General features: G+C 40.8%; 16 protein-coding genes. 9 read left to right on the top strand and 7 right to left on the bottom strand.

Annotation, left to right across the window (positions count from 1 at the left end; all coding sequences use genetic code 11):
- Nucleotides 1-30: 30 nt before the first annotated feature.
- Nucleotides 31-396, bottom strand: coding sequence for a YraN family protein (locus tag IPO83_19075; protein ID MBK9733361.1), 366 nt, complete (start codon nucleotides 394-396; stop codon nucleotides 31-33).
- 33 nt (nucleotides 397-429) lie between these two features.
- On the opposite strand from IPO83_19075, the gene IPO83_19070 reads away from it, so the two are divergent.
- The 4 genes from IPO83_19070 (at nucleotide 430) to IPO83_19055 (ending at nucleotide 3,927) form a co-directional block, all read left to right on the top strand.
- Nucleotides 430-1,410, top strand: a complete 981-nt coding sequence (locus IPO83_19070; protein ID MBK9733360.1) for a bifunctional phosphoglucose/phosphomannose isomerase — start codon at nucleotides 430-432, stop codon at nucleotides 1,408-1,410.
- A gap of 149 nt (nucleotides 1,411-1,559) precedes the next feature.
- Entirely contained in the window at nucleotides 1,560-2,321 is a 762-nt protein-coding gene (gene lipB, locus IPO83_19065) for a lipoyl(octanoyl) transferase LipB (GenBank protein MBK9733359.1), read from the top strand.
- The gene (locus IPO83_19060) at nucleotides 2,318-3,451 is read left to right on the top strand and encodes a serine hydrolase (GenBank protein MBK9733358.1); all 1,134 of its coding nucleotides are present in this window, start codon (nucleotides 2,318-2,320) and stop codon (nucleotides 3,449-3,451) included. Before lipB ends, IPO83_19060 begins: the two co-directional genes overlap by 4 nt.
- A 71-nt stretch (nucleotides 3,452-3,522) precedes the next feature.
- Nucleotides 3,523-3,927 carry a hypothetical protein gene (locus IPO83_19055; GenBank protein MBK9733357.1) on the top strand — a complete coding sequence of 135 codons (405 nt, stop codon included), beginning with the start codon at nucleotides 3,523-3,525 and terminating at the stop codon, nucleotides 3,925-3,927.
- Between the two features lie 234 nt (nucleotides 3,928-4,161).
- On the opposite strand, the gene rocD is transcribed toward IPO83_19055, so the two are convergent.
- The 3 genes from rocD to IPO83_19040 all read right to left on the bottom strand — a co-directional run bounded on the left by rocD (nucleotide 4,162) and on the right by IPO83_19040 (nucleotide 7,581).
- On the bottom strand, nucleotides 4,162-5,385 hold the full coding sequence (rocD, locus tag IPO83_19050; protein ID MBK9733356.1) for an ornithine--oxo-acid transaminase: 1,224 nt from the start codon (nucleotides 5,383-5,385) through the stop codon (nucleotides 4,162-4,164).
- Between the two features lie 196 nt (nucleotides 5,386-5,581).
- Nucleotides 5,582-7,039: a glycosyltransferase family 39 protein gene (locus IPO83_19045; protein ID MBK9733355.1), complete on the bottom strand. Its 1,458-nt coding sequence runs from the start codon at nucleotides 7,037-7,039 to the stop codon at nucleotides 5,582-5,584.
- Between the two features lie 53 nt (nucleotides 7,040-7,092).
- A complete protein-coding gene (locus IPO83_19040; GenBank protein MBK9733354.1) occupies nucleotides 7,093-7,581 on the bottom strand; it encodes a cytidine deaminase in 489 nt (162 codons plus the stop codon).
- Between the two features lie 99 nt (nucleotides 7,582-7,680).
- Here IPO83_19040 and IPO83_19035 point away from each other — a divergent pair, with 99 nt between their 5' ends.
- The 4 genes from IPO83_19035 to IPO83_19020 all read left to right on the top strand — a co-directional run bounded on the left by IPO83_19035 (nucleotide 7,681) and on the right by IPO83_19020 (nucleotide 14,149).
- Nucleotides 7,681-9,027, top strand: coding sequence for a saccharopine dehydrogenase NADP-binding domain-containing protein (locus IPO83_19035; protein ID MBK9733353.1), 1,347 nt, complete (start codon nucleotides 7,681-7,683; stop codon nucleotides 9,025-9,027).
- Between the two features lie 682 nt (nucleotides 9,028-9,709).
- Nucleotides 9,710-12,085 carry a type I DNA topoisomerase gene (gene topA / locus IPO83_19030; GenBank protein ID MBK9733352.1) on the top strand — a complete coding sequence of 792 codons (2,376 nt, stop codon included), beginning with the start codon at nucleotides 9,710-9,712 and terminating at the stop codon, nucleotides 12,083-12,085.
- 18 nt (nucleotides 12,086-12,103) lie between these two features.
- A complete protein-coding gene (locus IPO83_19025) occupies nucleotides 12,104-12,991 on the top strand; it encodes a transglutaminase family protein (GenBank protein ID MBK9733351.1) in 888 nt (295 codons plus the stop codon).
- Between the two features lie 132 nt (nucleotides 12,992-13,123).
- Nucleotides 13,124-14,149 carry a proline iminopeptidase-family hydrolase gene (locus IPO83_19020; GenBank protein ID MBK9733350.1) on the top strand — a complete coding sequence of 342 codons (1,026 nt, stop codon included), beginning with the start codon at nucleotides 13,124-13,126 and terminating at the stop codon, nucleotides 14,147-14,149.
- 7 nt (nucleotides 14,150-14,156) lie between these two features.
- Here IPO83_19020 and IPO83_19015 read toward each other — a convergent pair whose 3' ends face one another.
- From IPO83_19015 to IPO83_19005, 3 genes are all read right to left on the bottom strand, one after another.
- Nucleotides 14,157-16,613, bottom strand: coding sequence for a carbohydrate binding family 9 domain-containing protein (locus IPO83_19015; GenBank protein ID MBK9733349.1), 2,457 nt, complete (start codon nucleotides 16,611-16,613; stop codon nucleotides 14,157-14,159).
- Between the two features lie 228 nt (nucleotides 16,614-16,841).
- Nucleotides 16,842-18,704 carry a peptidase M61 gene (locus IPO83_19010; GenBank protein ID MBK9733348.1) on the bottom strand — a complete coding sequence of 621 codons (1,863 nt, stop codon included), beginning with the start codon at nucleotides 18,702-18,704 and terminating at the stop codon, nucleotides 16,842-16,844.
- 614 nt (nucleotides 18,705-19,318) lie between these two features.
- Nucleotides 19,319-21,112 (bottom strand): DUF885 domain-containing protein, encoded by a 1,794-nt coding sequence (locus tag IPO83_19005; GenBank protein MBK9733347.1) that lies wholly within the window; start codon nucleotides 21,110-21,112, stop codon nucleotides 19,319-19,321.
- Nucleotides 21,113-21,656: 544 nt separating this feature from the next.
- On the opposite strand from IPO83_19005, the gene IPO83_19000 reads away from it, so the two are divergent.
- A complete protein-coding gene (locus IPO83_19000; protein MBK9733346.1) occupies nucleotides 21,657-22,727 on the top strand; it encodes a histidine kinase in 1,071 nt (356 codons plus the stop codon).
- The last annotated feature ends 2 nt before the right edge of the window (nucleotides 22,728-22,729 follow it).

The raw sequence follows: 22,729 nt of genomic DNA, 5'->3' as shown, positions 1-22,729 counted from the left end.
TATAGTAGTTCAATTGGAAGGGTTACCTATTTATAATTCATACGGAAAAAACGCATCCTCAATGTGAAATATCTCCGGCTGATCATTCTTAAAAGTGATGGAAATCACATCAAATCTCACATCCATATCCAGGTTATTCCTTTCCAAATATTCCTCCGTTGCAATAGCAAGGTTTCGTTGTTTGTCAATACCCACTGCCTGTTCAGGAAAGCCAAAATGGTTACCGGTGCGGGTTTTTACCTCTACAATTACCAGTGTCTGCTGATAGCGGGCAATGATATCAATTTCTGTTTTTTCAAAACGCCAGTTGATTTCCAGCATGGTGTACCCTTTTTTTTCAAGAAATTCGAGTGCTAAAATTTCACCTTTTACACCCAATTCATTATGTTTACTCATTGAATTGAAATTGTAACTAAAATTAATAAAATTATGATGGATAATCTGATAGCGAATTTTACAAAACAGATGGCAGAAGCCATAGAAATCGGAAAAAATGTGAAGCTGTCACCACGGCACAAGGAAATCAGGAATGTGGTGGTGGCGGGTTTAGGTGGTTCCGGTATCGGGGCGAATCTTGTAGCTGAATTGATTTCTGAAAAGATGAAATTGCCTTTTGTTGTTTGTAAGGATTACATGCTTCCTGAATTTGCTGATGAACACACATTGCTGATCGCATCTTCCTATTCCGGCAATACAGAAGAAACATTGCATGCGATGGAAGACGGCATCAAAAGAAATTGTAAAATCGTTTGTGTTACCTCAGGTGGTTCCATGCTCTCGATTGCAAAAACCGCCGGCCTCGATTACATCATTATTCCCGGAGGCATGCCACCGCGTTCGTGCCTGGCCTATTCATTTATGCAGCAATTATTTATCCTGGCGTATTACAATCTCATCGACAATGGATTTATTGTGGGCATTGAAGAGGCTATTTCACATCTCGATAAAGAGCAGAAACGCATCCTGAAATTAGCCAAGTCGATTGCTAAAAAGTTAAATAAGAAAATGACTGTGATCTACAGTGCTGCCAATATGGAAGCTGTGGCCATGCGCTGGCGCCAGCAACTGAACGAAAATTCAAAAGTACTCTGCTGGCACCATGTGATTCCTGAAATGAATCATAATGAACTGGTAGGATGGAGAGCTCCAGGAAAGTATGCTGTTGTGTTGCTAAGAAATGATACGGACTATCCAAGAATTCAGCAACGGATGAATATCGCAAAGAACATTATCTCTCAATACACACCTAACATTATTGAAGTGTATTCAAAGGGCGACAGCATCATTGAAAAATCGTTGTACCTGATTCACCTCGGAGACTGGGTTTCCTACTTTCTCGCAGAAATCAGAAAAGTAGATCCCGTAGAAGTGAATGTGATTGAATACCTGAAAACAGAATTGGCGAATTAAAATTGGTTTTTAATTTGGTTACTTCCCCGCTTGTAGGATGAAAACAGGCGGGGATGTTTTTTTAAGCAAGCTGTAACCCTTTAATTAAATGTTAGTGGGTTCTAAACCAGTTTCTATAAATTCGTGTTAACGCCGAAACCTAATTTCCAATGGAAAGTAAAGAAGCAGTAATGGATGCCATAAAAACTGAAACAGCCGCGAAGCAGGTTATTCAGTTTCGCGATCTGGGCCGCATTGAATACCAGGCAGCCTGGGACTACCAGGAAAATTTGTTTTCCGGCATTATCAACCGGAAAATTGAACAACGCAAAAATCCGGATGCAAGCTACCAACCCAAACATTACCTTCTTTTTTGCGAGCATCCGCATGTATTTACACTTGGGAAAAGCGGTTCCATGAAAAATCTTCTTATCAATGAGGAAGGATTGCGCGAACGGAATATTTCATTTTTCAAAATCAATCGCGGTGGTGATATCACGTATCATGGTCCCGGGCAAATTGTCGGCTACCCTATTATTGACCTCGATTATTTTTTTACAGACATCGGAAAATACCTGCGGCTATTGGAAGAATCTGTTATACTCACTTTGAGAACCTATGGCATTGAAGCCGGACGCTCAAAAGGTGAAACAGGCGTGTGGCTGGAGCCGGAAAGTCCGTCAAGGGCGCGAAAGATTTGCGCCATTGGTGTTCGTTGCAGTCGTTGGGTTACCATGCATGGATTTGCATTTAATGTTAACACGGATCTGAGTCTGTTCAATTACATTATTCCTTGCGGCATTACCGATAAGAGTGTTACTTCCATGCAGAAAGAATTGGGTAGACCACTGGATATGGAAGAAGTTAAAAGCAATTTGAAAGCAAATTTTGCAACATTGTTCAACGCTCATTTATTTAATGAAGACGAATGAAGAAGTGGAAATGGATTATTATTTCTTTGGTGGCGTTGGAAGCGATTGTTTTTTGCATCACTACTATAACAGGAAATAATTATCTCTACAAAGCAATTCTGTACAATTATGTAGATATCGACGATTACAAGTTATTTTCTAACCGTACAGTTAAAGCAGGTATGCCGCAACCATGGCCGCTGTCCAGGAATTATAATACGATAAAGCCTTCTAAAGCACTTCAACGGGAACTGGATTCGATTAAGAGTGTTGCTTTTGTTGTTATAAGAAATGATTCGATCTGCTTTGAAGAATATTGGGAAGGTTATAATGATCATTCATTATCGAATTCATTTTCCTGCTCTAAATCTATCATCGGTATTTTAACGGGTATTGCATTGGATGATGGCAGCATTAAATCACTGGATGATCCGATCGGGAATTATATCAAAGATTTTAAGGATCCCAAAATGAATGTTATCACTATTCGTGAACTGCTTATGATGAGCAGCAATTCCGATTGGGATGAAAGTTATTCAGGATTGATGTCGCAAACTACAAAGGGTTATTACGGAACTGACCTTTATGGACAAGTAACATCATTGAAGTTGAAGGGAAGTCCGGGCAAAGATTATAGGTATAGGAGTGGTGATACGCAATTATTATCATTGGTATTAAAAGCTGCTACCGGGAAATCAATGAGTGAATATGCGTCTGAAAAATTATGGAAACCGATGGGTGCTGAACACGATGCGCTCTGGTCGCTTGATCACGAAGGTGGAATTGAAAAGGCGTATTGCTGCTTTAATACCAATGCACGTGATTTTGCACGCATTGGTGATTTGTATTTACATGAGGGTAACTGGCGTGGTAAGCAGTTGGTTCCTGCTGCCTATGTTAAACAATCTTTGCTGCCTGTCGGGTTGCCGGATGAAACCGGAGCAGCAACCAATTATTATGGCTATCAATGGTGGCTGATGCCTGAACGTGGCAATATTTTTTACGCCCGCGGACTCAACGGACAATGGATTATTTGTATTCCTGATAAGCACATGGTAATTGTAAGGCTGGGACACCAGCGCGGACCAAAAATGCTGAATGCTTACCAGGAAGTGTATGACATGGTAGATTGGGCAGTGGCAGATTTGTAATGCATTTTACAAACCGTATCCGGAACTGTTCTGAAAATGGAAATGTAATTTTGTTGCCAGAATCTAAAACTATGATAAAAGATATTCAGATTGAGAGAGTGCAGGATGTTGCAGTTGCGGTAGTTCCTGAAATAAACGAAACGGGAATGGAAGAATGGAATGTTTACCTGCTCAACATGAAAGCGCAACAGATTGATGGTGTGCTGATCAGTTCACAGGGTTATGGCAGTCTGGATGGAAAAAACATTAAGACCAGCACCTTACGGCAGTTTTTCGAAAAGATCAGTGCTAATGAATATGTTAAAGTTGAATGGATCGATAAACGCCTCTTTGGCATCACCAATGAATTTTGGGTTAGCTTCTGGTATGAAGGAACACTCTTCGACAAGCGTTATGTTTTTGTAACAGAAAGTATTGTTGAAAATAATTTTACGGAGATTCCGATGATGGGGAAGAGGGGAGTGATGATTAAGTAGTGAGTAGTGAGTAAAAAGTCGATAGAAGTTAGTCCTTAGTAAAAGTCGCTAGTGGAGAGTCAATATTCGATTGTAACTGGCGGAATTGGTGAGCATGTCGTTAAGTTGATTTATCTGAGGATCATTTCATTTCTTCATTATCACTTCACACATTTCGCTTCCATTTTATCAGAACATCATCCTATCAACTCCATCGGCATATCGGCACATCAATTTAATCGGCACATCCGCACTTCATCCTTCAAACTCCGCTACCGTCGCCCTTATAATCTCCACGCACTCCATCAATTGCTCTTCAGTAATTACCAACGGCGGAGCAAATCTTATCTTATCTCCATGAGTGGGTTTGGCAAGCAATCCGTTTTCCTTTAGTGCGAGGCAGAGGTCCCATGCTTCTTTCCCTTCTTTGGGTTGTACTACAATGGCATTCAGCAATCCTTTTCCGCGCACAAGTTTTATTACACCTGAATCTATATTATTAAGTTCTTTTCTAAGAAGGTTCCCAAGGATAAATGCATTCTCCGCTAACTCTTCTTCTTTCAAAACATCCAATGCTGCAATAGCCACTTTGCACGCCAATGGATTTCCACCATAGGTAGAACCATGCTCTCCGGGTTTGATGGTCAGCATAATTTCATCATCAGCTAATACCGCGGAAACGGGCAAAACGCCACCTGAAAGCGCTTTGCCTAAAATTAAAATATCAGGTCGAACGGCTTCGTATTCACAGCAAAGCATTCTGCCTGTGCGTGCGAGTCCTGTTTGAATTTCATCTCCGAGAAACAGCACATTTTTTTCTTTGCACAAATTGAAAGCATTCGCTAAATATCCGTCGTCAGGCACATGAACACCGGCTTCTCCCTGAATAGGTTCCACTAAAAAACCAGCTACAGCAGGATCTTCCAGTGCTTCCTTTAATGCGGGAAGATTATTGTATTCAACGGTAATAAAGCCCTGCAGCAACGGACCGAATCCATCTTTAGAAGGTCCATCACTCGAGAAGGAAATAATTCCGATTGTTCTGCCATGAAAGTTTTCAGAACAGACAATGATTTTCGCTGTTCCTTCAGGAATGCCTTTTACTTTATGTCCCCACTTGCGACAAAGTTTGAGTGCGGTTTCTACTGCTTCAGCACCGGAATTTACAGGCATCACCTTGTCGTAGCCAAACATAGTAGTAATGTATTGTTCATATTCACCCAGCGCATTATTATAAAATGCCCTGGAGGTAAGTGTGAGTTGTTGTGCCTGTTCTGTCAGTGCTTCAATAATGCGCGGATGGCAATGTCCCTGGTTGACTGCTGAATAAGCGGAAAGAAAATCGAAGTACCGTTTACCATCGGTATCCCACACGAATACACCTTTTCCTTTTGCAAGCACAACAGGCAATGGATGATAATTGTGCGCGCCGTATTTTTCTTCGAGTTCAATGTGGTTGATTTTTGCTGTTCCAATCATATAAATGGTTATTGAATGTGTTAAAAAAATGGAACAAAGCAAAAGCTTCGTTTCACTAAAATGAATGCTGATGTTGAAATTTTCAGCTCAGGTTGAATACCGGCAAAGTTACCTGAAGAAAGTGGTAATTAAAACCCTGATTCCAAAATTGAATTGACCCATAAGAAATGCATTACAATACTCAAAATGTAATAATTCATTTTCGTGCAAAAATTTCACACCAGGCATTACCCTTTTCAATTTTATTTATCGAATGGAATTCATCATTTGACTTAACCGCATCATAATAACTCTCTACAAGAGGATAATTGCAGAAGATGTAAAAGTCAGCATCATCAATCAGGGTATCACGGAATACATTTGAAAAGGCAGGTCCTTGAAGTGCAGAAAGTTCAGGGTGCGTTAACAAAAAATAGAGTGTATAGTTTGTGCAAATAGTTTCTGACTTTGGCGCGCTGTTTTCCATAAAATGGATTGCAGATTGTTGCACTAAAATGTTGTCTGCATAGTTTATGGAAACATCATCAATCCATGAAGGTTCGTTTGTAAAATCATGAAACAAAGCAAGTCCGATTGAAACCAACATCAGAAAACCTATTAAACGATATCCGACTTTAGAAAGCTGATATCCCCAGACCGTCAGCAGGAAAATAAATATGGCAATGAGCGGCATCAGGTAGCGCAAGGAGATGTAATTGATAGCAGAGAATAGTGTGTAGCAACTGAATACAATTAATAACATCGCAGTCAGTTTCCAAATAGTATTGTTGAATTTCTTTCTCTGATACAAAGCGGACAGCAATGCGAGAAAGCACATTATTACCAGCATTACAAAAAGGTTCTTCCTTCCGTAACCCCAAAAAACAAATTGCCAAATGACCATCAAATGATTTGTAATTGCTTCCTGGCTGAAGCTTGCCATCTGAACATGTAACGGAAAAAGGAACCATCCGAAAGTGGCTTTCTGGATCGCATAAAAGGTAAGACCTGTTATTATCGGAAGGAATAAAAGCAGGCTGCCTTTTATCAATTTTGAAAATGTATGATGCTTTATTAAGTATTGCCTGATCAGATGTGAAAAATAAATCAGGCTGGCAGAAGCTGCGACAACGAGACCTGATTCTTTCGTCAAAACCAGCATGGTTGCGGAAACGATATACCACAAAATATGATCTGTGATCAGGAAATAAATGGTCGTCATCACCAGTAACGAAATGAAAATTTCCGGTAGCATAAGTGATGATTGCGCAATGAATGCTTCCTGCGTCATTATGAGCAGAGAACCAAGGAGCGCGAATGTGGGATTTGTGAATCGCAGTAACATTAAAAAAAATACAATGAGAAAAACGGTAGCTATCAGTAATGAAAATAAATGCATCACTGAAGGAGAAAAGCCAAAAGTCTTTGCTACCAGCGCATTGATGAAATAATACATTAACGGATGTCCACGCGATAATTCAGGCGGAAGAGAAGCTGGCAGCAAACTGGGTATGCGTTCAGACATTTTGTAAATCGCGACACCGTAGGACCAACCTTCATCCCAGAAATAAGTGATTCCCAGGACAGGAATTTTATATAGCCATAACAAAATAATACTCACACAAAGAATAGCGGAAGCATACATTAATTCTTTGCGTGGCTCAATATTGCGCATAAAAAGCGTCGAGGTTGTCTTTCAAGCCAATTTTACCGGTATACATTATTTACTTATGGATTCAGATCATCCCTTCCGAAAGAAAAGGGCAATAATCTTTTTGCCGAATTGATCCAGAGAATTTTACCGGATTCGCCTTGCAGGATTATCTGAATGTTTTTCTCAAAACGTTCTTCATATTCAGCGATCGTTTGGCGGCAAATGCCACACGGCGCAACAGGAGCTGTAAGTGTGTAGTTCGATGGCTTTGCAGATATGGCAATCGCAACAATGGCAACATTCGGATGGGACGCAGAAACTGCAGACAGCGTAACTCTTTCAGCACAAATTCCTACAGGTGAAGAAGCATTTTCCTGGTTGCTGCCTTTAACAACCACTCCGTTTTCAAGCAATGCTGCTGCGCCAACCCGAAAATTGGAATATGGTGCATATGCATCATCAATAGCTTCTTTGGCTTTCATTAATAATTGTTGGAATTCAACCGGCAACTCGTTGATATCTTCCAGTTCTTTATAGGGAACAATCAGATCAAGTTCTTTCATATTCATGATATCCTTGCGTAATTGAAAAAATCATTTTCTGGTGATTGTTAAAACGTCAACCTGGCGTTGATTACTTTTGCAAGTTAATTTTTTTTAGTGATGAACAGAATCCTGTTGTTAGGTGCCGGACGCTCCGCCACTGTTTTAATACATTACCTGCTTGAGCATGCGCTGGAATGGAATGCTTCCGTTACAGTGGGTGATCAGTCAGTTTCATCAGCATCTGCAAAGGTGGGAAGCCATACCGCTGGCCGTGCGATTGCTTTTGATGCAACAGACGAAACAATGAGAAGAACAGAAATTGAAGCACATGATATTATCATCTCCATGCTGCCTCCGCATCTTCATATTTTAGTGGCCAAAGATTGTCTTGCATTTAAAAAGCACCTCGTAACAGCATCTTATGTTACGCCCGAATTGCAACAGTTGAATGAAGATGTGAAAAGAGCCGGTTTATTGTTTATGTGCGAAATGGGTCTTGATCCGGGTATTGATCACATGAGCGCCATGAAAATGATTCATGCGATTCAGGAAAAGGGCGGCAGGATCACTTCTTTTAAATCAGGAACAGGAGGATTGGTGGCGCCTGAATCAGATGATAATCCGTGGCATTACAAAGTGACATGGAATCCCAGAAACGTGGTGCTGGCAGGACAAAGCACGGCGCAGTATCTCGAAAACGGCGTGCAGAAATTTGTTCCTTATCACCGCATGTTCACCACTACAGAAGCATTTAAAATCAGTGGTTATGGAAAATTTGAATCTTATCCCAATCGTGATTCAATGGCTTATATTTCAAAATATGGATTGGAAGGAGTGCAAACAATTTTGCGTTCCACTTTGCGAAAGGAAGGGTATTGTGATGCATGGAATGCATTGGTGCAGCTTGGTTTGACTGACGACAGTTATACATTAAATAACTCTCAAGCGATGTCGTATGCGGACTGGGTGAATTGCTATCTTCCTGAAAAGGAAAAATGGACTGGCAAAAGTGCAAAATCAAAAACAGCAAAATTTCTCGGACTGAAAAACAGCGTGCTGAACCGGCTGGAATGGTTAGGAATTTTCAGTGATGAAAAAATTCCGTTGGATCACGGAACGCCCGCGCAGATTCTGCAAAATCTGCTGGAGCGAAAATGGATGATGCAACCTTCCGACAACGATATGATTGTAATGCGTCATGAAGTGCGCTATGAAATGGAAGGTAAAAAGAAACAGCAGTTGAGCACTATGATTTTGAAAGGTGATGATGTGCTGAATACAGCCATGGCAAAAACAGTTGGACTGCCATTGGGAATAATGGTGCGACTGTTATTGCAATCTGAAATTTTCCTTACCGGTGTTCATATTCCTGTGATGTCGCAGGTTTATCTGCCGGTGTTGCAGGAGCTGGATTTGTTGGGAGTTGGATTTGTGGAAGAGGAGAGAGGAGAGAGTAGTGAGTAGTCCTTAGTCGTTAGTCCTTAGTCCTTAGTCCTTAGTCGTTAGTCTTCAGTTTATAAGTTTAAGTCATTGGTCGTTAATCATTGGGTCATTAGTTCATTTAGCTCATTCACTATTCACCATTCACCATTCCATGTCAAACAGAGAAGTTTATTATTGCGAAGCAGGGCAGCATGAAGTAAAGCATGGTCTTTTTCTTACGTCAGGCACTCGTATTATAAGATATCGATGCGAAACATGTGGGATGATTTCCTGCCCGAAGCATATTGTAAAGAAATTTTTTTCCCGTCCGCAATGTAAAAAATGCAACAGCAAGCAATTGATCAGGGAAAAAATTTCAGATGGCGTTTGGCGTAACGATTTTTAAAGAAATGAGCATCGATGATTTTAGATGCATTGTGTATATTATTGATTGACTATAAATTGTCATAATAATTTTCTTCAACCATAATCTAACGCTTGTCCCGTAGGGGCAAAATTTTGGTAGTTCATTCCGAATAGTCTCTCTTGCGCGCAGTATTGGCAGATAAGGAAAAGTGACTTCGTTTTTCACGCCTTTCAACAGTTGAATATTGAGCCCCATTCTCAGAAAGGATAAAAATTTTGATTATTCACAGTTAAACTTTTTACTTTGCGGCGAAGTGAGGATGAAGATTTTTTGTAATAGTTACTTATCGGCAGTTGCATGGCAAAGAAGAAAACTAAAGAAGGCGGAAAGCATTTGATGATCGTGGAGAGTCCTGCGAAAGCTAAAACGCTGGAAAAATTTCTTGATGATAATTATATTGTTAAATCAAGTTATGGACACATCCGTGATTTACCAAAGTCGGATAAGGCTATTAATGTAGCAAACCGTTACGAACCGACTTATGAAATAAGTGCTGAGAAAAAGGATGTTGTTAAGGAATTGAAACGACTTGCCAAAGATGCCGCTGAAGTTTGGCTTGCAACGGATGAAGACCGCGAAGGTGAAGCGATATCATGGCACTTGTGTGAGGCATTGGGATTGGATGTGAAGGCAACCAAGCGAATTGTATTTCATGAAATTACCAAACCCGCTATTCTTGAAGCAGTCAGCCATCCACGCTTTATCGACCTGAATATGGTGAATGCGCAACAGGCGCGCAGGATACTTGATCGCCTGGTGGGCTTTGAGCTGTCGCCCATTTTGTGGCGAAAAATTTCTAATTCAAAATCATTGTCTGCCGGTCGCGTGCAGTCGGTGGCGGTTCGTTTGATTGTGGAACGCGAGAGAGAGATCAACAATTTCGCATCTGAATCAAGTTATAAGATCATCGCTTTATTTAAAGCAAAAGATAAGTTCGGTAATGCAGTAACGTTTAAAGCGGAACTTCCGAAAAATAAATCGAAAGAAAAGGATGCGGAAGCATTTCTAAATGCTTGTATCGGTTCTGATTATACTGTAAAGGATGTGCAGGTGAAACCCGGGAAAAAATCCCCTTCTGCACCGTTTACGACTTCTACCCTTCAGCAGGAAGCCAGCAGAAAGCTTGGTTACTCGGTTGCAAAAACCATGTTGGTGGCACAACGATTATATGAATCCGGTAAGATTACTTACATGCGTACTGATTCAACCAATCTTTCCGAAACCGCTTTAAAATCCATTCATGATGAAATTGTAAAATCATACGGGAAGAATTATTCGCAGCAAAGAAAATATGCAACAAAGACTGCCAATGCACAGGAAGCACATGAAGCCATTCGTCCTTCTTACATTGAAAACAAAGAAATAGAAGGAGAGTATGATGAGCAACGTTTATACAGCCTGATTTGGAAACGGGCAATTGCTTCACAGATGAGTGATGCACAATTAGAAAAAACAACGGCGAAAATTTCCATTTCTAAAGTAAAAGAAGAAGAACTGGTGGCCAGTGGCGAAGTGCTGATGTTTGATGGATTTCTGAAAGTATATATGGAATCGGTGGATGATGACGAGAAGGTGGAAACTACAGTTGCTGCCACTGAAGAATCTACTACGCTGCCACCGCTTACGGTTGGCCAGGTGCTTGATTTTGTGGAGATGAATGCAACAGAAAGATTCACCCGTCCTGCTGCGCGTTATACGGAAGCATCATTGGTAAAGAAACTGGAAGAGCTTGGAATCGGACGACCTTCAACTTATGCACCGACTATCAGCACCATTCAAAAAAGAGGTTATGTAGAGAAGAAGGATAAAGAAGGTTTGCGTCGTGAGTACCGTATGCTGAAGTTGAAGAATGATACAGTTACGAAAGTGGTTGACACAGAAACATTCGGAACAGAGAAATCAAAAATGTTTCCAACGGACATTGGCATGCTGGTGAATGATTTCCTGATGCAGCATTTTCAAACGGTGATGGATTATGGTTTTACTGCAGAGATAGAACGTGAGTTTGATGATATTTCCAACGGAATGAAAAAGTGGGATGAAATGATTGATGACTTTTATAAACCCTTTCATAAAAACGTGGAAAATACTTTAGAGAATGCAGAACGCGTATCAGGAGAACGCGAACTGGGAGTTGATCCAAAAACCGGACGTAAAGTTATTGCGAGAATGGGACGTTATGGTCCGATGGTGCAGGTGGGTGCAACCGAAGATGAAGAAAAACCGAAATATGCGAAGCTTCGCAGCGGGATGAATCTGGAAACCATCACATTCGAAGATGCGATGGAACTTTTCAAATTGCCACGCATTGCAGGCACGTATGAAAACCTGGATGTAACGGTGAGCGAAGGTCGGTTTGGACCTTATGTGTTGCATGATAAAAAATTCTATTCATTGAAGAAGGACCAGGATCCGATGACGATAACGCTGGATGAATCCATTGAATTGATAAAAGCAAAAGCATCCAGTGTTATAAAAGAATTTAAAGAGAATGGTATTTCCATATTGGAAGGCAAATGGGGACCTTATGTGAAAAGTGGAAAACTTAATGCGAAGATTCCTCCCGGAAAAGAACCGAAGGATTTATCTTTGGACGACTGCATGGAGCTGCTGGAAAAAGCAAAAGATGCTCCTAAGAAAGCATTCGGCCGATTTAAACGCAAAGGAAGCTAAACCTGTTCTGACACACATTTGAAAGCGCATCTGAAAGAAAATGAGTTAAGTGCCCTTATCAACCTGTTAGATGATCCTGATGAGGAAGTTTACAGGCATGTAACAGATCGTCTGATAACACTGGGAACGGCCATTATCCCTTCACTCGAAGAGGCGTGGGAAAAAACTTTCGATCCAAACCTTCACTATCGCCTTGAAGAACTGATTCACCTCATTCAGTTTGAAACTTTATTGAAAGACCTGAAACGGTGGGCAAAGAAAAGGCAGGATAATTTGCTCGAAGCCGCAATCCTCATCGCCCGTTATCAATATCCCGATTTAAGTGTATCGAAGATCAATGCACAGATCGATAAGCTCAGTAAAGAAATCTGGCTGGAGATGAATTACAACCTGACGCCATTGGAGCAGGTGAATGTATTTAACCACGTAATGTATCAGCTCAACGGATTTACAGGAAATACCACGAACATCCACGATCCGCAGAATGCTTATCTGAATATTATGCTTGAATCGAAAAAGGGAAATCCCGTTTCCCTCTCAGTATTGTATTTGATTCTTGCTGATAAAATCAAAATGCCCGTTTATGGTATTAATCTTCCGCAGCATTTTGTATTGTCTTTTCACAAAGACCTGATTGACCCTGATGAATCAGAACAGAAAATAAAAAGCAGCCTGTTATTTTATATCAACCCGTTTAATAAGGGTATTATTTTTTCGCGTGACGATATCACGTTGTTTCTGAAAAAGCAGCATGTAACGCCCAAATCTTCTCATTATTTACCTTGTACCAATCGTGAGATTATTCTTGCATTGATCAATTCGCTGATTCACTCTTATGAGTTGGCAGGGCTTGGCGATAAAGTATTGGAGCTCACTAAGATGAAGGAAGTGGTGGCGGAAGCCTAGCAGGTATATTGAAGAATTCCTCAAAAAATTTTCCTTGTCTTTTCCAGTGCTCCTGAGTTCTGCTGCACCAATTGAAAACTTGTTGGTCGCTGTTTCCTTTTAAAAACTTATATTTCGAATAAATAATTACCTATGAAAGCATTGTACTGCACAGGAATAGTATTGCTGCTTTTTCTATCCGCGTGTAAACAAAATACACCTGTCGCTACTGAGAATATTACAACGGATAACTGCAGCTATCTTGATGTGACTGATTCAGGGGTGCAGACGGCAGGCATCAAAATGATTACAATAGACGGGAAGTATAAAGTATGGACCAAGCGTTTTGGAAATGGAGCCATCAAAGTATTGCTGCTGCATGGCGGACCTGCCATGACCCATGAATACATGGAATGCTTTGAGAGCTTTTTTCCAAAAGCAAACATCGAATTTTATGAATACGATCAGTTGGGTTCTTATTACAGCGATCAACCGGACGACAGCAGCTTATGGACAACTGAACGGTTTGTGGAAGAAGTGGAACAGGTTAGAAAAGCATTGGGATTAAACAAGGATAATTTTTACCTGCTTGGAAATTCCTGGGGTGGCATACTTGCCATGGAATATGCATTGAAGTACCAGGAGAATCTGAAAGGACTGATTGTTTCGAATATGGTGGCCAGCATTCCGCGCTACGAACAATACAATAATAAACTCAGAAGCGAAATGCGGAAATCATTGGTTGATTCACTTGAAGTTTTTGAAAAGAAAGGGGATTTCCAGAATCCTGTTTATCTTGAACTGGTTCAGAAAGAATACTATGATAAGCACATCTGCCGTATCGTTCCCAATCCTGATCCTCTAATGCGAAGTTTCAAGCACGTTAATCCAACCATTTATGTGATGATGCAAGGACCCAGTGAATTTAAAACCGGCGGACGGTTACTGCATTGGGATCGTTGGAATGATTTGCAAAACATTCATGTACCCACTTTAATGGTTGGTGCAAAGTACGATACCATGAATCCTGAAGAAATGGAAGAAATGAGTAAGCTGGTGAAGCATGGAAGATATTTATATTGCCCTGATGGCAGTCACCTTGCGATGTGGGATGACCAGCAACATTATTATCCGGGTGTGATTCAGTTTTTGAAAGATGTGCAGGAGGGAAGGTTCTGAATAAATGTTAGGATGTCGTCTTTTTCTTTAACGAGAGATAATCCAGGTAATAAATCAGCTTGACAGATATGCCATTGCTTTGTGGCGTTTGAAAAGTCTTCGTGCAATTGGCGAAGTAATCATCCATTCCGAGATCGTCGTATTGCTGAATGTTGTTTTTCCAGATCACATTCAGATAACTTCCGGGTGCAAACTCCCAGGCATATACCGCATCAATATTGAATACATTGAAGTTGATATCATTGTTGCCTGTGTAATCTGTTTCACCCAGCGTTCCGTCTTCATTAAGCAGTTGATAATCCACCCAGTTAACTTTGCTCCAATAATATCTTCCGCGGAAAGAAACGTTCATCTTCGGGTTGAAGGTATAACGCAACCGCAGGTTATTGGAAACCGTGTAAGTAGTGCGCGTTCCGAATATAATATTGTCAGCAGCATCAATAGTTACAAAGCTTTCTGTGCCATGATCACTGCTCGCATATAAATCATATCCGATTGAAAAGTGATCATTCACAGTGTAGAGCGGAGCGATGGATGCTTCATAAAACGGATTGCCGGATCCGGGCGCATCACCATAACCTATGGAAGCGCTCGCTGAAAATTTCTTCCGGTAATCTGAATTGATCCACGCACTGCCGTAGCCGAAAGGATAATGGTAATATTTTCTTCCTTCCACCCTTGGCTCATAATAATCGTAGTACCATACAGGTTTTGAATAAAAATTAATGCCTGCACTCCAGAAATTTTTAAAGGTGCCATTGAACCCTCCATTGGTTTCCCATTCTTCATACACCAATGGTTTTACAAGTGTCTTATAATTGAGACTGTACCAGAAGTTGATATTGTAGAAAGGTCCTGTTTTTAATTCCTGGTTGTTGTAACTGAGTCCGGCACCGTTGGTCATCTGGTTGTTGTAAAATAGAATGCCGAAATCGTTCTGATCGTAGTCCGGTGTGATGAGTTCATGCCAGAACCAGGGCGTGAATTTCCCTTTCGTATCATTCAGATTAACCTGGTAATAGCCGCCCGTGATGGGTTGGTTTCCGTTTTCAAATAGCATACTCACGTTTCCAAATCCTACCGCTTCCAATGAGTTTGATTTGTTCCTGAGATCATAATGTACTGAGGAAACATTGGCATCGCGTGCATTGCCGCTTCGCATTACATTGGTGTTTTCAAAACTTATTTTTGAATTGTATTTGAGTGACTGATCAAATACCAGCACGTTGTAATTAGAAAGGGGATTGGTTTCCACTTCACGTACTTCACCGGTTTCTTCATTTTTTATTTCAGCATACGTAGCCCTTGTTACCGCGTTAAGAATGCCTAAACCAAAACCATGATTGGTTCTTCCTGAAAATTTTGTGGCATTGTACAGTTTGGTTTCTGACGGATTCCTGATAAGTATTTCTCCCTCTTTTACTTCACTTTGAACATCATAATAATGAATGGGCAATCCGCCAATCCGCCTTGAATAAAATAATTGTGAGGAGCTGCCTCCATTGTCCTGATTAAACAACTCTGTTCCCTCGGTAAAGAAAGGCCGCTTCTCATCAAACTTGGTTTCAAATGGAGAAATGTTCAATACAAGATTATCGGATTGCACCTGTCCGAAATCCGGAATCAAAGTAGCATCCAGCGTAAAACTTTCATTCACGCCATACTTTACATCCATGCCACCGCTCAGTAATTTATCAGTTGCATATTCAACAGGATCGTTGCTGATGGGTGTAACCTGGTAACCTGCGGTGAGGTAAGGTGAAAAGGAGAGCCGCAACGGAGGCTTAATGTTTTCAAGACCTTTAAGCGTTCCCCATTGATTGATGATGCCGGCCACTTTAGGATCTACCGGGCTCCATAAATCGAGTTCGCCATTGCGTATGATGTTGCGTCCGAATTGCATGCCCCAATCCTGAACAGGCGATGATGGAAAACGGATAGCGGAATAGGGAATCTTCATTTCACAAACCCAACCATCGTTTTTTATAGCAGCAGCGCTTTGCCATACTGCATCCCAACTTACATCATGTGCATTGGAAGGTGAACCCTTTTCATCAAATTGAACACCTGCCGCTGTTACCAGGAAACGATAACCATTCAAACCGTCATTGTAGGTATCAAAGCCTACAATAAAATTATCTGCCAGCGCATCGGTTGCATCACGTTGAGATAATTGATGTTTGATTTTTTTCGGATCAGTATCGTAGAGATATGCACCAATGTAGATGGCCTGATCGTCATAAGTAACTTTCACTTCACTTCGCTGACTTTCCGGTTTACCATAATCAGGGGCAAGCGTTATGAAATTGGTGGCAGCAGGAATATTTTGCCAGCAGGCGTCACTCAGTTCGCCATCAATCTTAGGAGCGGTTACTGTACGGATGGCAGGTAAAGAAACTTTATCAGCCAGAACGGATGAAGTGATTAATGTAAATCCAAACAGCAGTGTATGCGATTTTAGCATGGCTGTTGTATGGTCTGTTTTATGATCTGATTCATCTATTGTGAAATGGACCGAAGGAATGTTAGCAGCAGGCGTCTTTTCAATTAAAGATTAAAGCAGCATTAATTTGTGCAGCGCAGAAAATTTTTTAGACCAAGGAGAATATTGCATAGACAAATTGGTTTCCATATGCTATTGGAATTTTTTTGGGAGATGCAATGCATTGCTGATTTTATTGGTCAGCTATTTTTATGGATTCAGCCAGGCATTGCGAATAGTCAATTGCGATGGCGTTGGATTTTCTGAAAATCCGAGTAGGTTATAAACTGAAACTTCTGTCTTCGTGACTTTGGTTTTTAAGGTTACTTTTTTGAATTTCCCATTTGATTTTTGGCGGCTCACTACGACAGTAATCGGATCACCTTCTTTCACGGTAGTTAACCATTCGTTTCTGAATTGAACATAATTGTAGACATAAATTTCCTTTCCGTTGATGGAAATTATTTCATCGTTAGTGCGATAACCAATCATTCTTCCAAAATCATTCATGCCTGAAATATCGTTCACTACAACACGGCCATTTGAAGTGTCCACAGAAAGACCCGCTCTTCCAAGACTGAAATCCTGCTGTTTTTCAACCGCTGTATAATTTACACCCACCATCTGGAAGGTTTCTTCAAAAGGCAACGGACTGCTTCCTCCGACATATTTTTTCAGAAAGTCAGTTATAGATGGATAAGTAAGCGCGCCAATCTTATCAAAAAGCTCATCATCTTTAAACGGATGATCTTTTCCATATTCTTTACTAAGGTCCTTCATCAGGTTCTGAATGCCGTAGCTTCCATTGGACAACGATCGCAGCCTGATATCAAGACACATGGCGATGAGTGCGCCTTTCTGGTAAACATTTCCGTACTGATCTTTATAACGGTCAAGACAACCTTTACTCAATTCAGTGAAAGGTAAAGTGTCGTTGTAGCTGAATGCAGCGCCGCTCATCTTGTCGCTTATCACATCAAGAAATGCTTCCGGCGTTATCAGCTTATATTTTTCCTGCACAAGTTGTGCATGGTATTCAGTGGTGCCTTCATAAAGCCAAAGATGTGCTGACATTTTTGGATGATTGAAGTCGAAATACTGAATTTCTTCAGACTGAATATTTAAAGGCGTGATGATGTGAAAAAATTCATGTGCAGCATAATCTGTAAAGTAAGCCACGAATGTTTCTTTTGGAAGTTCAGGCATATAATACATCGAACAATAAGAATGTTCCAATGCACCTTGCGCCCCGGAAATACCTTCATCGTGATCGAGGTAGATGATAAATGCATATTTATTTACAGGTAAAGAACCACCAAGGTATTTTCCCTGTGCCTGCAACAGTGTATCCAATTTTCCGGCAACGTAAGCTGCGGGCACAATGCCGGAAGGAGAATAGACAGAGATCAGCACATCGCAATTTCCAACTCTCACTGTAGCAGTATCAGGCACATTGTACATGATGGGATTATCCGCAAGTTCATGATAATTTGGTTTTGTAAACCGGTCGGCAGTTGATGCGGCATCTTCATCAATCATGGCTGTGCTTCCATATACATCAGGCCGGTGAAGTACGGTTACTTCATACGGCAGGTTCTCATGATTTTCAAAATAGCCGGCAAAAGCAAATGTGTTGAGCACGAAGTTGGAATCTTTCTGAATGTTGCTGCCGGCAGGTTCAAAGATGGGATTGTCTTTGTCGTACGCGTCATAAGAATCATTTACGCTGTACGTAATTTTAGAAAGTTTTGATGCATTGCTAATGGTCCAGGTATTTTCATCATCGTGCTTTACTTCTAATTGTTTTCCCTCGCGGTCTTTAGCGGAAAAATTATCAATGAATCTTCCGTAATCGTAAATGGAATAGGTGCCGGGAACAATCTTTGGCAGTTCATATCGCACTGTGTCATCTTTTAATTGCGGACATTTCAATTCCACATTCACCTCATCATTCGAAACGTTTACAAGATCAATGGTGAATTGGTAATTATTCTGAGCCTGAGATTCGAAAGCAGAAAGGTTTATTAGTGTGACGGTGAAAAACACAAGAATAAATAAGAATGAAAAACGCATACACACTTTTTGGTTTTATGAATGGAAGCTTATGATGCAGTATTATTTGATTTCAGTATTCTGGCAGCATTGACAATTTAAAGAAGGTGTAAAGGATAATATGGCTCTTGCGGCAACGACTAAACAAACCTTCAGTAATACTCTGATTCATTATCATGGATGTTCGAAACCATGAACTACTGAATTTATGCGGATGAATAATTGTCTGTCGCCGCGAAATGCAAAAAAATTGTTATTCAGAGCGGAGTCGAAGAAGGACAATTTTTTTAGGAAGGCTCCAACAAAAACAATGTCGCGGTTCGACTACGCTCACCGTGACATTGTTTTTGTTCGACTACGCTCACCGTGACATTGTTTTTGTTCGACTACACTCATCGTGACATTGTTTTTGTTCGACTACGCTCACCGTGACATTGTTTTTGTTCGACTACGCTCACCGTGACATTGTTTTTGTTCGACTACACTCATCGTGACATTGTTTTGTTCCGCTCTCATGCCTGTTCATCCGCGTAAATCAACAACCTGATCTGCTTTTAAATTTTCAGCAAACCTGAAAGCCACCAAGGTTTCGAACACTTATCATTACTAATTCTCAATTCCTCATTCTTAATTCCTCATTGCATTTCCATCCATTTATTCATCTTCGCCTCCAGCACAGCAATCGGCAGGCAACCATCTTTCAACAATTCGTCGTGAAATTTTGCCAATGAAAATTTATCACCTAACTTTTGTTGTGCTTTCTGGCGTAACTCAATAATTTTCAACTGACCAACTTTATAGCTTAATGCTTGTCCGGGAATGGCCATGTAACGTTCGATTTCTGCAGTGATGTCTGCTTCAGACTCTGCTTCATTCTCCAGTGAAAACTGAATAGCTTGTTCTCTCGTCCATCCTTTTGTATGAATGCCGGCATCAACCACCAACCGTATTGCGCGGTGCATTTCTTCGCTCAGCATACCGAAGTATTGATAAGGATCTTTATAAAGTCCGAGTTCTTTTCCAAGAGATTCGCAGTATAAAGCCCAGCCTTCCCCATAAGCGCCGTACCAAATAAAGCGACGGAAGTCAGGAAGGTTTTTGTTTTCCTGCTGTAGAGAAGTTTGATAGTGATGGCCGGGAATGGCTTCATGCAGAAAGAGATCTTCCATAGAAATGTTATTGAATTTGGCGGGATCAACTATTGGAACATAAAAAATGCCGGGCCTTGATCCATCTGGTGTTCCCTGGTTGTATTCAGCGCTGGCACTCGCTTCGCGGAAGGCTTCTGTTTCACGCACTTCAAAAGCAGTCTTCGGAAAAACGGTGAACAGGTTTTTCAGAAATGGTTTTTCACGGTCTTCAATCGCACGGTAAGCATCCAGTACTTCTTCTTTTGTTTTGTAAGGAAGAAATTGTTTGTCGGTATGCAGGTAATGAAAGAATTGTTTGAGATCTCCTTTAAAGCCCACTTCCTGCATTACTTTTTCCATTTCACCTCTTATGCGTTTCACTTCGCTTTGTCCGAGTGCGAATACCTGGTCTGCATTCATATCTGTTGTGGTCCAGTATTTAATTAAGAATTGATAATAAGCGGCTCCACCGGGAATAGCAGAGATGCCTGCGCTGGATCTGGATTTCGGAATGTATTCATTCCTGATAAAGTCATACAATTTCTGATAGGAGGGAACAACCTGTTCGCTGATGGCTTTGGTGTAGAGTGCTGTCAGCCGTTTATTATCTTCATCAGAGAAATTTAATTCCGGCAAGTTTAAAATAGGTTGATAGAAAAGATTCTTTGTTACATCTTTTGTAACGATACTTTGCATTTGCGGCAACACACGTTCCATCAGTATTTTCGGATACACTATTCCCTGATCCATTCCTTTGCGCATATTTCCGATAGCTGAATCGCACCAGGTTGTGAATCCATTGATACGTCCTAACCAGTTCTCATAATCTTTTACTGTTTTGAATGGTTGATTGCCGCTGCCGGCACCGAGCTGTCCCATGGTAAGCGGCAGACTCCAGAATTGATTGATGGGCATGAGATCTTCAGGATATTGAAGTCTTTCCATTGAGATTGCAAGTTCCCATTTCAATACATCATAGCTCATCTGATCATTTGCATTCAGTTTTGCACGATCATACTTTTCAAGAGAGTCGAGATATTGTCCGAGCATCAATTTTTCCCTGCTACGGAATTCTGCTGACATATCATTTGGCAACTGATCATTAAAACGGTTGTCACCGCTCTGCGTGGCTTCCAGTGGAAACAGCTTCAAATGGTCATCATAATATTGTGCAAGTAATGGTTGAAGCGAAAGTTGTGGGTCAGTTGATTCTGACACCTTCTTTTCATCAGAAGAACAGGATGTAATCAATAAAGAAAGTGCTAACAGTGCGTTGGTCGGTTTAATCATGAATTGCATGGAAGAAAGAGTTTGGTATAAGTCATTAATGTTCTGTGCTGTAAACTTTTGCAGGGTTTGATTCAGCAAAATCGATGGTGGCTGTTACTTTGAAACCTTGACAAAGTTGCGCAAATTTAAGAATGTCGCAACACTACTTAATTTATAATAGGAGGCAATAATTCATGAAGCAATCTCCTTCAATCGTTTTTGTTTAATACTCTTCGGAATAATCAGTAACAGGTTTCTTAAACCCAAACTACCCGACCAGGCGGCTTACGGGAGTTTGCCGCCGGCCAGGTAGTTTTCCAAACCAACCATGAGTACTTGGTTTTGAAGAATTAATGAAATGGAAAATGCAATTTCTAAACTGAATACAAAGAAGGGGAGACAGCAGCGATGAAAAAAATAATTTAGACAAACTCATCATTTAAACAGACCAACAAAAATGATTTTCACTGCTGGTAAAACTTAGGTTTCCTGCCATTTGCTTTGGTCGATGGAATGAAAGAATTTGTCTATAAATTTATCTCTTTCCTGCAGGGAAAGCTACCTTACACGCTTCATGAAAAATACCCGATCTGTTTATCTTCAGCAATTGAATAACTGGTTGCAGCAGCCAACGGTATTACGTGTATTGATGCATGTCGGGTTTTGGTTATTCTGGCTGTTCCGCACTTTTTACGACATCGTTTCATTGTATGGCTGGGGCGCAGGGGAATTATTATTTATGCTGGTGTATGCGGCTACACAGATTCCGATGATGTATTTTCATCTGTACCTGTTGGTTCCGCAGTTGCTCAATAAGCGCAGGTATGTGATTTATGCGGCGGCAACCATTGCTTTGGTGTTTGCCTATTCCTATGTGAATTTTCAGTTGTTAACCCTGATACCTGTTTCCATTTCCAGTGTAGGATTACATGATTATATCACGCAGTTAAATTCGCAATACGATATTATTGAAGGATTTTTTACGCTGGTGATCACTTATTCCATAAAGTATGCAGGGCAAGTACGTTCTACACAAACACGGTTGCTGCAGTTACAACGTGATAATCTTACCCTGGAGCTGAATGCCCTGAAGGCACAGATCAATCCGCATTTTCTATTCAATACCCTCAATAATATTTATTCACTTGCCTTACGTAAATCCGATAAAACGGCTGACATGGTCTTGCGCTTAAGTGATATGATGCGCTATGTGTTGTATGAATGCAATTCCGGCGCTGTGGAATTGGAACGTGAGGTGGAGTTTGTAAGTAATTATATTGAGCTGGAAAGGATCCGTCATGGGAATCATGTATCTATCAGTTATGTGCAGACAGGTGATGTGGGAGACAGGAGCATTGAACCTTTGCTGCTGATTCCCATTGTAGAGAACAGCTTTAAGCACGGCATCAATGCCCAAATGATAAACGGTTTTGTGGAGATACATCTCGATGTGTTGAATAATAGTTTAAAGCTGTCTGTTGAAAACAGCATCCCGAAAAACGGATCAGCAGGGAAGGAGAGCGGCGGAATCGGACTGGAGAATGTGAGGAAGCGTCTTGAACTGATTTATCCTGACCATCATACGCTGGTGATAGAATCTCACAGCGATCGTTATAAAGTAAATCTTCAATTAAATTTTTCTTAATC

It is taken from the genome of Chitinophagaceae bacterium, assembly GCA_016717285.1.
Taxonomy (GTDB): domain Bacteria; phylum Bacteroidota; class Bacteroidia; order Chitinophagales; family UBA10324; genus JACCZZ01.
Note: the sequence above shows the minus strand (reverse complement) of the source record. Positions and strands in the feature narration are given on the sequence as shown.